The 15,132-nt window shown below is 44.1% G+C and carries 15 protein-coding genes; 5 read left to right on the forward strand and 10 right to left on the reverse strand.

Annotated elements, in window-relative coordinates; translation table 11 throughout:
* Nucleotides 1–138: 138 nt before the first annotated feature.
* Nucleotides 139–408, forward strand: a complete 270-nt coding sequence (locus QUB16_RS06785) for a helix-turn-helix transcriptional regulator (protein WP_015176288.1) — start codon at nucleotides 139–141, stop codon at nucleotides 406–408.
* 123 nt (nucleotides 409–531) lie between these two features.
* Here the strand turns inward: QUB16_RS06785 and QUB16_RS06790 are convergent, their stop codons facing one another.
* The 3 genes from QUB16_RS06790 to QUB16_RS06800 all read right to left on the reverse strand — a co-directional run bounded on the left by QUB16_RS06790 (nucleotide 532) and on the right by QUB16_RS06800 (nucleotide 1,805).
* Nucleotides 532–771 (reverse strand): hypothetical protein, encoded by a 240-nt coding sequence (locus QUB16_RS06790; RefSeq protein WP_333201435.1) that lies wholly within the window; start codon nucleotides 769–771, stop codon nucleotides 532–534.
* Nucleotides 772–842: 71 nt separating this feature from the next.
* Nucleotides 843–1,256, reverse strand: a complete 414-nt coding sequence (gene arfB / locus QUB16_RS06795) for an alternative ribosome rescue aminoacyl-tRNA hydrolase ArfB (protein WP_333315056.1) — start codon at nucleotides 1,254–1,256, stop codon at nucleotides 843–845.
* Between the two features lie 72 nt (nucleotides 1,257–1,328).
* On the reverse strand, nucleotides 1,329–1,805 hold the full coding sequence (locus tag QUB16_RS06800) for a restriction endonuclease (RefSeq protein WP_333315057.1): 477 nt from the start codon (nucleotides 1,803–1,805) through the stop codon (nucleotides 1,329–1,331).
* Between the two features lie 225 nt (nucleotides 1,806–2,030).
* On the opposite strand from QUB16_RS06800, the gene QUB16_RS06805 reads away from it, so the two are divergent.
* Both QUB16_RS06805 and QUB16_RS06810 read left to right on the forward strand, forming a co-directional pair.
* Nucleotides 2,031–2,228 (forward strand): hypothetical protein, encoded by a 198-nt coding sequence (locus tag QUB16_RS06805; RefSeq protein WP_333145080.1) that lies wholly within the window; start codon nucleotides 2,031–2,033, stop codon nucleotides 2,226–2,228.
* Nucleotides 2,212–2,466: a hypothetical protein gene (locus QUB16_RS06810; protein ID WP_333315058.1), complete on the forward strand. Its 255-nt coding sequence runs from the start codon at nucleotides 2,212–2,214 to the stop codon at nucleotides 2,464–2,466. Before QUB16_RS06805 ends, QUB16_RS06810 begins: the two co-directional genes overlap by 17 nt.
* A gap of 34 nt (nucleotides 2,467–2,500) precedes the next feature.
* Here QUB16_RS06810 and gnd read toward each other — a convergent pair whose 3' ends face one another.
* Nucleotides 2,501–3,955: a decarboxylating NADP(+)-dependent phosphogluconate dehydrogenase gene (gnd, locus tag QUB16_RS06815; RefSeq protein ID WP_333315059.1), complete on the reverse strand. Its 1,455-nt coding sequence runs from the start codon at nucleotides 3,953–3,955 to the stop codon at nucleotides 2,501–2,503.
* 293 nt (nucleotides 3,956–4,248) lie between these two features.
* Between gnd and QUB16_RS06820 the strand changes: the two genes are divergently transcribed.
* Nucleotides 4,249–4,671, forward strand: a complete 423-nt coding sequence (locus QUB16_RS06820; protein WP_333145077.1) for a hypothetical protein — start codon at nucleotides 4,249–4,251, stop codon at nucleotides 4,669–4,671.
* A 129-nt stretch (nucleotides 4,672–4,800) separates the two neighbouring features.
* On the opposite strand, the gene QUB16_RS06825 is transcribed toward QUB16_RS06820, so the two are convergent.
* The 6 genes from QUB16_RS06825 to QUB16_RS06850 form a co-directional block, all read right to left on the reverse strand.
* Entirely contained in the window at nucleotides 4,801–5,397 is a 597-nt protein-coding gene (locus tag QUB16_RS06825; RefSeq protein WP_333315061.1) for a Uma2 family endonuclease, read from the reverse strand.
* A gap of 356 nt (nucleotides 5,398–5,753) precedes the next feature.
* A complete protein-coding gene (locus QUB16_RS06830) occupies nucleotides 5,754–5,906 on the reverse strand; it encodes a hypothetical protein (RefSeq protein WP_333315063.1) in 153 nt (50 codons plus the stop codon).
* 95 nt (nucleotides 5,907–6,001) lie between these two features.
* Nucleotides 6,002–7,867: an ABC transporter ATP-binding protein gene (locus QUB16_RS06835; RefSeq protein ID WP_333315064.1), complete on the reverse strand. Its 1,866-nt coding sequence runs from the start codon at nucleotides 7,865–7,867 to the stop codon at nucleotides 6,002–6,004.
* 55 nt (nucleotides 7,868–7,922) lie between these two features.
* A complete protein-coding gene (locus tag QUB16_RS06840; RefSeq protein ID WP_333315066.1) occupies nucleotides 7,923–10,748 on the reverse strand; it encodes a BPTD_3080 family restriction endonuclease in 2,826 nt (941 codons plus the stop codon).
* Nucleotides 10,749–11,066: 318 nt separating this feature from the next.
* Nucleotides 11,067–11,672, reverse strand: coding sequence for a Uma2 family endonuclease (locus tag QUB16_RS06845; RefSeq protein ID WP_333315067.1), 606 nt, complete (start codon nucleotides 11,670–11,672; stop codon nucleotides 11,067–11,069).
* 95 nt (nucleotides 11,673–11,767) lie between these two features.
* Nucleotides 11,768–14,389, reverse strand: a complete 2,622-nt coding sequence (locus QUB16_RS06850) for a site-specific DNA-methyltransferase (RefSeq protein ID WP_333315068.1) — start codon at nucleotides 14,387–14,389, stop codon at nucleotides 11,768–11,770.
* A gap of 273 nt (nucleotides 14,390–14,662) precedes the next feature.
* On the opposite strand from QUB16_RS06850, the gene QUB16_RS06855 reads away from it, so the two are divergent.
* On the forward strand, nucleotides 14,663–14,866 hold the full coding sequence (locus QUB16_RS06855) for a hypothetical protein (RefSeq protein ID WP_333315070.1): 204 nt from the start codon (nucleotides 14,663–14,665) through the stop codon (nucleotides 14,864–14,866).
* Nucleotides 14,867–15,132: the final 266 nt, after the last annotated feature.

Here is a 15,132-nt window from a genome sequence, read left to right on the forward strand (position 1 = left end):
ACAAATAAGGCAGCTCGCTAAACCAAAGCGTTTCCACCGTCCGGCTAAAGGAGCCGCCTTTGTGTTGTCTCTATCTTTAACAAGGATACTTGTAAACAACTCGGTTGTCAACAAGTCTGCTTGTAAGTTTCCTATGATATGCCCCGAAAGAAACAAACTCAAGAGTCCAAAGATATACCAGCACTGCAAATCTTGCGGGAGGCTGTGGGTTTATCGCAAGCAGCTTTAGCAAAGCAAATTCCCGACAAAACGGGCGCAAAAACCCTAAGCCAACAAGCAATCAGTAACTGGGAACGAGGACTAGACCAACCAGAACTGACCATTGCTCAAATGAAAGCTCTTTGCAAAGCTTTGGGAAAAACGCTTAACGATTTACCGAATGACTTAGGCCCACCAAATCCCGACTGACAACTTTTGTTGCTTAGTTCTAATTAGACCAACCTAAAAAAGCAGATTAGATGCCCGACTTCTTGAAGAAGTCGGGCATCTAACAAGCAAGTTATAAAAAGGATATTAAAGTAGGATTTGGTATTACTTACGGAGAACAGAAGTGATAATCACCGTGATAGTGGCGCTTGCAATCAAAGTGAAAGCAAGTTGCACAACCCATTGGGTAGCTTTCTGGTAGTTATCAAATTTGTCATTGAATCTGTCGGTTTTGTCATTAGTTTTCTCAACATCAGTTGATAATTTCTCAACTTCTGCCGATAGCTTGTCAAGCTTTTCAATAACATCGGCTAGCGTCGGCTCGTTACTTGTAGTAGTTGTCATGGTTGTTTCCTAAAATTAACAATCATCACCTACAATTATATCCTAATTTTAATAGGAATTGAGATTATCAATCACTCCGTGACTTTCCCTCTCAGAGCTTTAATATGCCCTCGCTTGGTTTTGCTGTCGAGACGCTTGCGCTGGGAACTACGAGTTGCTTTGCTGGGTTTGCGCCTTTTCGGTATGACGATCGCACTTTTAATCAGTTCTTGCAGCCGTCTCAAAGCCTCTTCCCGGTTTTGTTCCTGGCTGCGGTGTTCCTGGGCTTTGATGACAATCACGCCTTCGGAGGTGATGCGCTGGTCGTTGATTTGCAACAAACGCTGCTTGTAGCGATCGGGCAATGAGGAAGCTGGGATATCAAAGCGCAAGTGAATCGCACTCGCCACCTTATTTACATTTTGTCCCCCCGCGCCTTGAGAGCGAATCGCACTAATCTCGATTTCGCCATCTGGAATGAACACAGTATTAGAAATTTGTAACATGATGAATAATTGAAATTAAAGATAGTGAGAAAGCAGTGCATCTTTTATATATAACTTACTTTGGTAGATAAGTTATTTACAATTCTTAGCTGTCAGGATGAATTCCATGAGTATTTTTCTATCCCATAATTCTATGTCGTTAGATTCAGCAAGGTTGTAAGCATTTTTTGTAAATCTGTTGTTGGTGATTACTATGGCTTTATTTCCTTTGTAATATCTAACCGCTCCTGCTACTTCTTGAACTGCTTTAATACCAACTGGTCTTTTGGTTCTTTTTGCTTGAACCACCGTTCTTGAGCCATCTTTGTACAAAATTAGATCGGCTCCATAATCTTGACTATGTTTAGTTAAATTAACAATATAACCACAGTTAATAAAATGGAAAGCTAGAAATTTTTCAAACTCTTTGCCAGTCATTTCATCTACTTCCAGAATACCACTGTCTGATAAACATTTTCTTGGCTCTTCTTCTTTCCAGGTATCTACCCATTCCCAAATCATATTTACCGCAGCGAAAACGATAGCGGCTACTAATATAAAATCTAACATAAGATTATATTTAGTTTAAAGAAGTATTTACGAGCGTACCCGATTTACTCAGTATAGTTATCTACCCATATCACAAGCACATTGTGATCTTAATTACTGATTATCTAGGGAAACTCTGAATTTATGAGAATTGATAATAGGTGCAGGGATACAATCAATGATAACTGAAATTTTTGTCATCAATGGGTGATACAATAGCCAATTGGCTCAACTACACATCGACCTATGCCATCATCAGGAGTCCAATACTTAATTATCAATGCCCTGGAAACTCTCGACTTGCTGATCTGGAGAATATATGATGAAGAAAAAGGCTTTTGGTACATCGAAACCCCTAGTCGAGCGTTACCAAGGGCTGCTATACTACAAAGTGGCGAGATTGTTCGTATAGACGAGCTTGAAGACTATGACGAAACCGCATGATATTAGAAGAGAGCAAGACCGCAGATTAGGAGAATTAATGGCGATCGCACGTCAGCGATTCCTCGATGCAGGCGGCGATCCTCGACACCCGCCATCAGGTATAAAAGGCGATGATTACATGACAGACGCAGAAAGACAAGAAGCACTGACGATCGCCCGATCGCTCTTTAACGACGAATATATTAAAAGCTATCTCGAAAAAAAACGTCAAAACAATTTGCAACCCCAGAATAATTAGTAAGGTGCGCCGAAACGCACCCTACAAAAATTAATTAGTCCGTAGTACCGGTTTGCAGCGACTCTTTAGCAGTCTGCGTCCACTCGGAGTGGAAGAATTCACCGCGCGGTTTGTCGGTGCGCTCGTAGGTGTGAGCCCCGAAATAATCACGCTGAGCTTGCGTGAGGTTTTGCGGCAATCTTTCGCGCCGGTAGCTGTCGAAATAGTCCAGCGAGGCGCTAAATGCCGGTACTGCAATCCCCAGTTGGCAAGCAGTAGCTAACACGTCTCGCCAAGCTGATTGGCGATCGAGAATGCTCTGTTTGAACTCCGGCGCTAACAGCAAATTCGGCAACGTAGGATCGTCCTTGAAAGCTGTTTTAATCTTGTCCAAAAATCCAGCCCGAATAATACAGCCACCCTTCCAAATTCGGGAAATTTCGCTCAAACTCAAGTCATATTTGTACGACTTCGAGGCGGCGCTCAAAAGTGCCATGCCTTGCGCGTAGGAGCAAATCTTCGAGCAGTAAAGCGCATCCCGGACTTTGTTGACAAACTCTTTAGTATCGCCTTCGTACTTGCCGCTAGGCCCGGTTAGTTCTTGGGAAGCTTTGATGCGCTCGTCTTTGTAAGAAGACATGATTCTCGCATTCACCGCAGCGATAATTGTGGGAATGCTCACGCCCAATTCCAAAGCACTCATAACAGTCCAGCGGCCCGTGCCTTTTTGACCGGCTGCGTCCATAATTACCTCAACTAAGGGTTGCTTAGTTTCCGGGTCGTTGTACTTGAAAATGTTAGCCGTAATTTCAATCAAAAACGAGTTGAGTTCGTCTGTGGTATTCCATTCGGCAAAAACTTCCTGCAACTGCTTGCCGTCCAATCCACCAACGTTTTTGAGCAAATCGTAGGCTTCAGCAATGAGCTGCATATCCCCGTACTCAATGCCGTTGTGAACCATCTTCACGTAGTGGCCAGCGCCACCGGGGCCGATGAATGTGACACAGGGGCCGTCATCTACTTGAGCAGCAATTTTGGTGAGAATTGGCTCTAGTAGGCCGTAAGCTGTTTGCGTCCCACCGGGCATCAAGCTAGCACCATTCAGCGCGCCTTCTTCGCCGCCGCTGATGCCCATGCCGACAAATCCCAGTCCCATCGATTCTAAATCTTTGGTGCGGCGTTCGGTGTCGTCGTAGAGCGAGTTGCCGCCGTCAATAATCATGTCGCCCGGTGACAGCATGGGTTTGAGCTGGTCGATGACCGCATCTACGGGTTTCCCAGCTTGCACCATGACTAAGATTCGGCGTGGGGTTTCTAGGGCATCGACGAATTCTGTCAGAGTCTTGGCGGCTACAATGTTCTTGCCGGGGGCGCGTAGGGCCATGAAGTCGTCGGTTTTGGCTGCTGTGCGGTTGTACACAGCCACGGAGAAGCCTCTGCTTTCGACGTTGAGCGCTAGGTTTTCGCCCATCACTGCTAGACCGATTAAACCAAAATTTTGCTTTGTCATGCTAATAACCCGCTGGTTGTTCCCGCTTGAGGATTGATTTGCGAGAGAGGAAAGCGAGGCGGGGTGTACCGCTTTCCGGTGGACTAAAAGTATTGGACAATAGACCTAGGAGGTTTAGGTTTATTTTTATATTCTCAGAATTGCTGTTTGGTAAATCAGTAGGGTTTTTTTAAGATTTAAGGGATATTAATGACGCGGACAGGTGATGATAAGGCAGGTATTATGTCGATCGCGGTAACGGTAGATACAAACAAGCGGACATTTTGAGGAAAATTTAGGAGACTGTTGTAACTATGGAAGATTTGCAGTATCTCGCGGCCTGGGTGAAGGAGCAACACGCTCGCGAGTATATTTTGACTTGGCTGCTGAGTCAACAGGGGCTGTGGTGGTCTGATGGGGATATTTATCAGGCCGTTTTGCAAAAGTCGGGAAAGCTTTTGAAAGCTTATGTTCAAAAAAGGCAAGCGGGAGAGTTATTTGAGGGAATTTCTGAGAAGTTGGTGGGAGATGATAATTGGGATGATTTGGTGCTGAGTTTAGGGCGAATTGTTGCTGTTTATCAAGAGGAATTGCTGAAGCTGCAAGAGCGCGATCGCCGGGGGGATGGGCTAAAAAAAAATTTGATTAGCCAACCGTTGACTGGAGATCCTTTGCCGCTTTTGGAGGTGCAGCAAGCTTTGCCCGATCCTTATGCGGATACTCTAACGGGGAGATAATTGCTCATCATTTTTGTGGATGGAGGCTCATCTCAGAAACCGGGTTTCTTCCCTTATTTCTCGTACTCAACCCTAATTGTCGCAGAAACCCGGTTTCTCGCCAGCCAACCAAAGAAAATGGATCGAGATTCAAGGATTGAGAATAGGTGTAATATCTAGAAGAAATCCGGGAAGTACATCTTCACCCGAAAGTGTAGGCGGTTGGTCAAAAGAGAAATTAATCACTTCTGCTACATCTTCAGACAACCGATAGATTTCTACTAAAGGCGTTTGCGGGTCAATTAGCCAACCTAAGCGACAGCCGTTAGTTCGATAATACCGCATTTTAGCCCGCAATGTTTCTAGGGAATCAGTTTGGGAACGCAATTCTATTACAAAGTCCGGGCACAGGGGAGGAAATTTGCGCTTATCTTCTGCGGATAATGCTTCCCAACGTTCTCGGAGTACCCAAGAAACATCGGGAGAACGCTTCGCACCGTTAGGTAATTGAAAGACGGTGGAAGAGTCAAAGACTTTTCCTAATTGAGTCCGTTCATTCCACAAGCCGACTCGTAGGTTGAGATCGGAATTTCTGATGCCGCTTTCGCCGCCTGTTGGAGGCATAATAATTAGTTCTCCTTCGGGGGTTTGTTCTAATCGCCACTCTTCATTAGCGATGGACAATTGATAAAATTGTTCGTCGGTTAAAGCGACGGCTGCAGGTAGGTTGAGAGTTATAGTTTCCATCGTTGATATTATCGCCAACTAGGTTGGTTTTATTATAGCTCGCACTTTCTGACAATTTTCTCAAAAAGATCGCACGCTCAGAAACCGGGTTTCTTCCGATATTTCTCGTGCGAGGCGGAAAATTGTGGCAGAAACCCGGTTTCTCGCCACGCAGCTAATCCCAGGAACCGGGTTTCTTCCGATATTTCTCGTACTCCACTGAAAATTGCCGCAGAAACTCGGTTTATCGCCCCCTAACGAGAGAAATTATATCGCAAATCCGCGATAATTGATCGCAATCACCCGCGCCAAATTCCCCACGCTAACCCACAAGTCCGCCGGGGGTTGAAAACCCCCGTCTCATAGCAAAAGTCCTCTCAAAGAGGACTGAAAGACACATTTTTGAACAAGCATTGCAATATCTCCCCAGTCGGTTGAAACTGAGATGTTGCACCATTCTCAATAAGCTTTTTATGAACAGGCTCTCCGGCCTGTTCCACAACAAAATTCACTCTTTGTGGAACAGGCATCTTGCCTGTTCTTAAGAATGGTGCAAAATGTGAGTTTCAACCGATTTTCGCTATGAGACAGGGGTTTTAACCCCTGGCGGACTGTTTGTTTTACTCTAAATATAACTGCTAGCTTGACGGGTGAACATTGAGCAGTAAATTCCGTTTGATGCTATCAATTCGTCGTGAGTTCCTATTTCTGCTATTTTACCGTTTTCCATGACGGCGATACGATCGGCAATTTTTGCTAATCCCAATCTGTGACTGATGACTATGGTTGTTTTCCCGGCGGCTATTTGGCGGAAGATGCTGTAAATTTCGTGTTCTGTCTTGGGGTCTAGGGCGGCGGTTGGTTCGTCAAAAATGAGCACTTCGGCTGTAGAAAGCCGCATTAAGGCGCGGGCGATCGCAATTCTTTGCCACTGTCCCCCCGATAAGTCTATGCCGTCTTCTAATTGTTTCCCCAACGGTGTCTCTAAACCTGCGGCAAGACTATTGACTTTGGCGCTAATTCCTGCTTCGGAAATAGCTTCGTTAATTGCGGTGTCATCTGACAGTGAAAGCAAGTCGCCGAAACCGACGTTTTCGCGGACTGTGGAGGGGAAACGGGCGTAATCTTGCATAACGACGGCGATGCGCGATCGCACGTATGCTAGAGGGTACGATCGCAAATCTTTGCCGTTCCAGTCGATCGTACCACTTGTCGGGTCGTACAGGCGGCCGAGGAGTTTACCAAGGGTCGTTTTACCCGCGCCATTTTCACCAACAAGCACTAGCATTTCACCCGGATTAATCGTTAAGTTGATATCTTCAACCGTGCTTTTATTGCTACCGGGATAGCAGAAAGATAGATGCTTAATCTCGATACCAATTTTATCTTTTGTGGCACGGGCCTCTTGCCCGTCTTCTGGTAAACTAGGCAGGCGAGATGCCACATCCACAAGCGGAGACTGCAATTCTGGCTTGAGTTCCAACAGTTGAAAAATCGGACTAACGCTGAGAGAGATATCGTACAAATTAGTAGAAGTGCCAATCAATAATTGCAAACTTTGCTCCACTTGGACAATCAAACCCGAATAAAGCGCCACATCCCCCAAAGTATAGCGCCCTCCCAAAGCTCCCATTACCACATAAACAAATGGCAAAGCTACTCCTACTCTACTAAACACTGACCAAAAAAGTACAACAATTGCTCCTTTTTTTCGGATTTGCTGCATCTCGCTAAAAAACTGCAAAAACTGGCCCTGCCAGCGTTTGAGCCAAAGTTCCTGCAAGCCAAACAAACGCAATTCTTTAGCGTATTCTTCCCCGGTCAATACTCTAGCGGATAAGTTCATCTCGCGGCTGATTTTAGCTTGCTTTCTTTGAACTCTCCAGATAATTCTGCTATATTTTCTTTGGATGTAAATTGAGGGAGATGATGAAATCAGCATCAGGACTGGCACCCACCAAGCTATCGTAGCAGCAAGGCTAATAGAGGGAATAAATATAAAAATTCCCGTGATCGCCACGCTGAGGGTAAATGCTAGTTGCTGTATTTTGGATACTCCGGTTTTTGCGAGTTCTACTATATTTAATAGTTCCGGGTTTTCAAACAGGGCAATATCGTCGAAATTAGCGACTTTTTCCAGGACTTTTCCTTCGACAAAGCCTTGAACGCGATCGCGCAGGGATGTTGCCGCAAAAGAACTCATTGTTTCGAGAGAGTCGCCGATTAACTTTAGACTTAAGACTCCGGCAATACTCCACAGCAATATTGGCCGGGAAAGCATCAAAGCAAAGGGCTGTGCTGTTTGGGTTTGCGACAGCAACCGAGATACTTCATCAATGATTAATTTATCTAAAAATAGCACGGCAGATGGGGCCGCACCGCTGATAATGTTGAGTATTATTAAATGGCGGAGTTCTATTGGTGCGGCTTTGATTATCAGGCCCAGGCTGCGCCACAAAGCTTGGAATGTGGTAATTTGGATGGGTTGCATAGTTTGTGGGTAGGTGTCGGGTCTACTCATCCCCGGACGCTATATTATAGTAACTTTATCTCAACTGAAATGCAGCTTTTTCCAAGATTAATCGAACATCAGCCGGATTTGTGGATACATCATACTGCCAATGACCAAAACCACCATGCTGGTTAACAGCTTTAATCCACTGATCGAGAAATACCCATTTAGCCTCATCTTGACGAGTTTGTTTTCCTTTAGTTTCTAGAATCAAAAAATTGCCATTTTTCAGACGAACTATAAAGTCGGGGCGATATTTCCGAACAACTCCGCCAAAAATATAGAGAATCTCAAATCCAAGGTGATCGTTTTTCACCCAAGCATCTACAATATGAGCGTTTCTTTCTCGATCGAGTTCGTAGGCTTCGCTGGCTTCCCATGTACTGTCAAAGACGCAGCAGTTGATGTGAGATTTACGAGTGTACTCACAAGGTTTACCTGTGTACCAGGAACGCATATCACCTGTAGATCGGATTGGATGAACTGGATCGAAAACTGGTTCAATTCTTTCTGTATTTTCTAAATAAATAGCGTTCCAGATGTGTTCAACGACTTTTCTCAGATTAAGAGTGATCGGGATACGTCGTCGGATTTCGTCTCGATTGAACAATGGCGGAGTAATTTGGATAAAATCTGAGTGGATGAATTGTTCGACTAATTGAATCAGTTTTGCCAGTAAGTATTCTCGATTACCTTTCCAGCCGGGTTTCATCTGATCGAAAATATCTCTAGCAACCTCAAAAGTGATTTTTTGCATCCGAAATTTGTGACCTAAATCTTCTAGATCGATCGCCTTTATTTTCGTGACATCGGGTTTGCCATCGACACTGGGAGCGAGGTCTGCTAGGGTAATATTGTCAGAGGCATTTAACTTCAAAGGTTTAACCTGACTCAAATCGAGTTTGAGTTCTGGTTTATAAATGTAATCAATGCGGACGATATTGGGAAAGCTTATTTCAAACTGCTGCTTTTCTGGATCGGGTTTAATTTCAGTTTTAGGAGTAGGGGGCGGAGGCGGAGTTCCTTCATCGGATTCGTGGGGAAGAAAGGTAAAAGGAACACCAAAAATATTAACATATTCGGCTTCAAGTAGGTTTGTTTCTCGGTTGATGTCGTAAGTAGTTCTCCGTAAACCTCTACCTACGACTTGTTCGCAGAGAAGTTGGCTGGTGAATGCGCGAATCCCCATAATATGCGTTACAGTTTTAGCGTCCCAGCCTTCAGACAGCATCCCAACTGAGATGACATTTTGAATCTGTTCCCCAGGCTTCCCAACTTGGCCAACCGTATCCACCATTTGCCGTAAAAGTTCTGCCTGTTCTTTCTTAGAAAGTTTGCGAATAGGCTCATCATCAGAGTTATCATCTTCGGCAGTCTCTGGGTTTGTGTCTTGTATCTCAGTGCTTTCCTCTTGGGATTCTGCCATTTTCAGAACGTTAGAATCTATGTGTAAGGTGTATTCTGGAATGCAAAGTTCTTCGACCTGAATTTTGTTATGGTCAAAGGCATATTTGATTCGGGCAGCAGTTTCGGTACGGTTGGCGATCGAAATCATTGCTGGTGGAACTTTATGCCCAGATTCTTTCCATGCTTTCGCAGTTTCCAGCCAATCTTTTCCGAGTAAGAGGTAGCCGTTGTTGAGCAAATCAGGAAGCGATTCATTGGGCTTGGCTTTACGATTTACATCATCGTAAACTTCTGGATCTCGATAAAGATGGTAAAGACGGGATTTGAAATCTTGCACGTTGAGTCTTGCATCGTCGCGAATCACAACGCGGGGAGTCTTGACTAAGCCAGATTCGATCGCATCATTTAAGCCAAAATCACTGACAATCCAGCCAAATAGCGCTTCTTCGGAACTCTTTTTCCCAGACGGGGCAAAGGGTGTGGCGGAGAAGTCAAAGCAGGTGAGGATTTTTCTAGCTTGGTGGATACGATCGCACCCACCAACCCACTTAGTTGCCTCATCTAAGTCTTCTTTGCTGACACCTTTAACTTTGGATTCAGCAGGAATGCGCCATGCGTGGTGTGCTTCGTCGTTGATCACAACTATATTGCTGGAGTTGCCAAGTTCACCTAAAACCTCCCTTGCGTAGGCTTCGTTACTTTTTGCACCACGTTTATCAACTCCTTTTTTCTTTTTAATTTGTTCCTCAGTTTCCCAGTTTAAAGTGTGCCAGTTACGGATTAAAACTTTGCCTTGACGAAGTTGATCGAATAAGCCAATAGGCACTATATTGAAAATTTCATAGTAGTTATTTTCAGCAGAGGGAAGCAGAACTTGCAGGCGATTCTTAACTGTAAGTCCGGGGGCAATTACAAAAATAGCTTTGGAAAAGCGGGAGTCTTGGGGATAGGTAACTTTATTCAGAATTTGCCATGCAATTAACATTGCCATGACGATTGTTTTGCCGGAACCTGTTGCCATTTTGGAACACAGGCGTTTGAAGTTTCCCCCATCTGAAGGAATGTCGATACCAACTTTTTCAGACGGGGGGGATTCCGTTAGCCAGATTAGGGTTTCTATGGCTTCTAACTGACAGAAAAAGAAGGGAAAGTCCCGTTCTTCGGAGTTGTGCCAGTGTTCTAGCAGACGTTTGGTAACGCCTGTAACGCCGGGGTGTCCCTCATTGCCCCAAGCTTTGACGCGGGGACGGATTTGGTTAACTAGAGGAATTTCGACAAATTTGCCTGGATCGTCGAAGGTTTTGGAGCTTTCCGAAGCAATGATATAGCCTGCGGGTCTTCTTCCTTCTGCAAGGTTGAAAAGGCGAGAAGTGCGATCGTAGTGCCAATATTGTTTCGGTTCTTCGTAGGGAGAATTGATAATTAGTTGATTAATTGTAGTTTGTGATGGCATAAGTTTTGCTAGGTTAATTTTTTTTATTCACTTTGAGTTGATGGTATAGTAAAAAATCAAAGAAACCGGGTTTCTTGACGAAAACCCAATACGCTTGGGTTAAGCTCGATCCCCCCTAGCCCCCCTTAAAAAGGGGGGGACAAGAATTTATTCAAAGTCCCCCTTCTTAAGGGGGATTTAGGGGATCTCCGAGGAATAAATAGTTTTAACTGAACCTTATTGGACGAAAACCTACGCTTTCAGCGTCATACCCTGACAAGAAACCCGGTTTCTCACACCCCGTGTGCAAGTCCTAAATAAGATTTATCGTCTGAATAATTACCCACCATTAAAAATTTGCTTTGCGGTCAACTTTAACTCTGGAAACACCGCTGATTCTACTCTTTTATCTCCCCGAAACAGCTTAATTTGATACTCACCATCTACTAGCTGATAAACCGATAAAGTAGGCTGTTTCGGAGAACCAATATAACGGCTACCACCTAAACCCAAATAATCTACAATCCAATATTCAGGAATGCCTAATGCTTCATAATCGATCATTTTGTGTGCATAATCATCGCGCCAATTTGTGCTGACAACTTCAATGATTAGAGGAATGGACGAGCCTTGAGTAATTGTTGAGGATTTTTCCCACAAAGGTTCTAAGACTAAAGCATCACGTTTGACTACCAAAATATCAGGCAAATAACCCGTTTCTTGACTCGGAGGTTTAACCAGGGCATTCCGGGGAAATCGATAAGGAAGTTGCAACCTGCGAGTTTCTAAGGTTAGCTCTGTCTGCAAAAATTCAACAACCTCTTCATGTTTTCCTGTGGTCTGCATTTCAACAATAACTCCGTTATGTAGTTCGTAGCGTCCGTTTTCTGGTTTCGATTCCAGAAATTCATCAAAAGTCATTATCTTGGATATAGCTTGAAGCATGGCACAACCTCCAATCGTCTAATATCATTTTAACGTTAAAATAATCTGTGGGCGTTAGAAACCCGGTTTCTTTAAGAAACCGGGTTTCTTTGAATTCATGGCGTTAATCGAATAATTTTCAAACTTTCAATTCCCCTATCGTCCACAATCTTGACAGCAACGCGCTGATACTCGCCGATTTCAAAAGGTAACGAAACAGTCCCTTGATAGGACTCAATTAAATCCTCGTCAATTTCGGCTTTCAGATTGCGGGCTAGGCGTGACCAAGCATCTTTTTCTCCTGCCATTGGGAAGAAAACCTGACGCGGGAAAACGCTTCTGCCATCATAATCGGTATCTAACATCCATACGGCAATTTTTTCAACGCTGCCAGACTCGATATTTCCAGTCTTGGTGTTGTAGTAATCGAAGCCAAAAACTTCTACTTCCCACTTATCTTTATTTTCGCCTTGAGCAATGCGGCGGAGGGCGACATCTGGTTGACCCATCAGCCAGAAGCTATCGTTACTAGCGCGTTTTTTCTTAAGGTCTTCTGTCTGCATATCCATGTTCATTTGTGCTTTCAGAAGCGTGACACCAGGCCAGTTGGTTTCGTCGATGTCTTTGGCCGCTTCCGGGTCAAATTGGAAGGCGGCAAAGATGATTAACTTCGGTTTTGGTACTAAAGTTTGTGCTTCTTCAATAGCTTGAGTGACTTGGCGTTGTTCTAGGGGTGCGTGTTCTGGCCCGAAAGAAATCACAACTCGCATCGGTTTATCATAAGTGCCGCCAGATTCTTTGACGGTATTGGCTCCCAAATCGTTAGGTTTAGTTTCGGCATCGGCATGAAGCCAGCGAGTACCGGGTAAAGCTTCGACTCGCGAAAACAGGATGTATTGCCCGTTTTTACCGCGAATTCCTGTTTTTAGCATTTCATCACGCCATTCTGATTGCCGCAGAGTTTCGCCAGAACGGGCAATCGATTGGTCGGCAACGGGTGGATTGATAACATCATCAATTGGTTTGACTATGGGGGCGGGGACTGCTTCAACTGTAAATGGGCCAGTAACTCTGGCTCTGGATTTATCTATCAAGGGTTGGTCGTAGAGGGTTTCTTGGTCGGCATATTTATTAATAGCTTGTTCGATTTCTATGCGGTTCATGCCTTCCCGAATTTCTGGGTTATTGGCAATCGATTTGAGGGTGATGTGAGGGACGGTTTTGTATTTAAAACCACTACCTACACCTTCCAGGGAATTTGCTAGTTGATAATAGTCAAAGGTGGCGGTCATTAACCGTTGTTTGGCTAGGGTTACTGCTACTCTTGAGGTGTCGCAGGTTATCCATCTGCGTCCCCATTGTTCCGCAACATAGGCAGTTGTACCGGAACCACAGGTGATGTCGAGAACTAAGTCACCTGGATCGGTGGTCATTAAAAGGCAACGTTCAATAACCTTTGGATTCGTTTGAACAACAAATAACTTTCCTTCGGGTGTACCTGCTACCGAAGTATCTGTCCAAATATTTGTTAATCTGATGACGGGGAAATCATCTAGACATCTTATGTAAGCTAAACTACCTTCACGACTAAATAATCTTTTTGCTATTTTTAATTGTTCCATTCCATCAGGATATTTTGCTTTCCAATGACTTCCGGCGCGGGGATGATAAGTTTTATTTTCAAAGTTAAAAGGTTGTGGATCTGAAGCCGACCCTTGACTGGTAGTATTATCTAGCCTGAACACTTTAGAACCTTTGGGCAGAGATTCCATACCCTCTCGCTCTTTTTGAGTCATTAGGCGGCGAGTGCCATCTAATAGTTCTAAATATCGGTAATCGCCACCTTTTAAAGTTGTTGATGTTTTTTCAAAAAATAACTGATAATACTTAATTTCTTTACTTTTAGAGTACCAAATAATATAATCTCCTACACGACTTAAAGAGGATGTTTCAAAGCCTCCTGTTGTCGTATAAGATATTAAACTCATAAAGTTGTTTATGCCAAAAACCTCATCCATCAAACATCTAACAAAATGCAGATTATCACTGGAAATTTGGACAAAAATACTACCACTTTCCGACAATAACTCCCTCGCCAACAACAATCTATCTCTTAAATAACTCAAATAAGAATGAATGCCCAATTCCCAAGTATCCCGAAATGCCTTAATCATTTCCGGTTCTTGAGTCAAATCCTCATCCTTACCATCTTTCACATCCCGCTTATTTACAAACGGCTGAAAATTTGAACCATATTTAATCCCATAGGGCGGATCGAAATAAATCATCTGTACTTGTCCCGCCATTCCCTCTTTTTCTAATAGGGAATTCATCACTAAAAGCGAGTCTCCCGCAACTAAGCGGTTACTCCAATTATGCTTGTGCTTGTAAAACTCGATCGCCTGTCGAATCGGTGGATTTTCCTCTGCTGTTTCAAACAGAGATAACTGCACGCCCTGACTTTGATTTTGCTTCCGCACTGCTTCAATAATGCTGCGCGGATCGATGCGTTCGTGAACGTGCAGCGAGACTGTAGGGACTTCAAAGCTAGTATGTTCTGCTTTGCCAGCCCAAACTAACTGAGGGTCAAGGTGAGGATCGTAGGCATATTGTTTGCTATCCCCATCTGGATCGGTGTCTGGCGTAACCAGTCCGACGGGTGGGTTATTTACCCTTTGTTGGTTTTCGTGGTTGTATTGCCCGATCGCTCTTTGGTCAGGTTTTTTTTGCCTCGCCATACGATTTCCTCTACCCTCAAAACCTTTACTTTACAATTTATCCCACACCTTTGCCAAATTTGTTAGATGTTTTTTGGGATTGCTCTAGTCTGCTAATATCTTGGCTATTTTTGAAATGAATTTTATCTAGCCACAATGGAATCATATCGTTTCCGGTTGTATCGTCGGGCGTAGGGGCGGGGCGGGTTTATAGAATTTGTCAATATTTATCAAATATCTCGGCGAACCCGCCCCTACAGAATCTGATTAGATACAATTCCGAATTAAACGGAAATGATATCACAGGCTGAGTTCGATCGAGGGATACGATCGCCCTTTCCATCTCAAACTCTGCCAGATCGAGCGATCGCCCTGAATCAATCCCACCATAGCATAAACCGCTTTATGCCAAAACTATCCAAATGTCAAACGCCGCACCGTACCATCATCTGTAAATCGCTGTTAGAACAGGCAAGATGCCTGTTCCACAAAGAATGAATTTCTTGTGGGGTGGGCATCCTGCCCGCCCAGAAAAACCTTATTAAAAAGGGCGCAACATCTCAGAAATATCAAACTATCCAAATGTCAAACGCCGCACCGTACCGTCATCTGTAAATCGCTGTTAGAACAGGCAAGATGCCTGTTCCACAAAGAATGAATTTCTTGTGGGGTGGGCATCCTGCCCGCCCAGAAAAACCTTATTAAAAAGGGCGCAACATCTCAGAAATATCAAACTATCCAAATGTCAAACGCCGCACCGTACC

The organism is Microcoleus sp. D3_18a_C4, from assembly GCF_036702415.1.
Taxonomy (GTDB): Bacteria; Cyanobacteriota; Cyanobacteriia; order Cyanobacteriales; family Microcoleaceae; genus Microcoleus.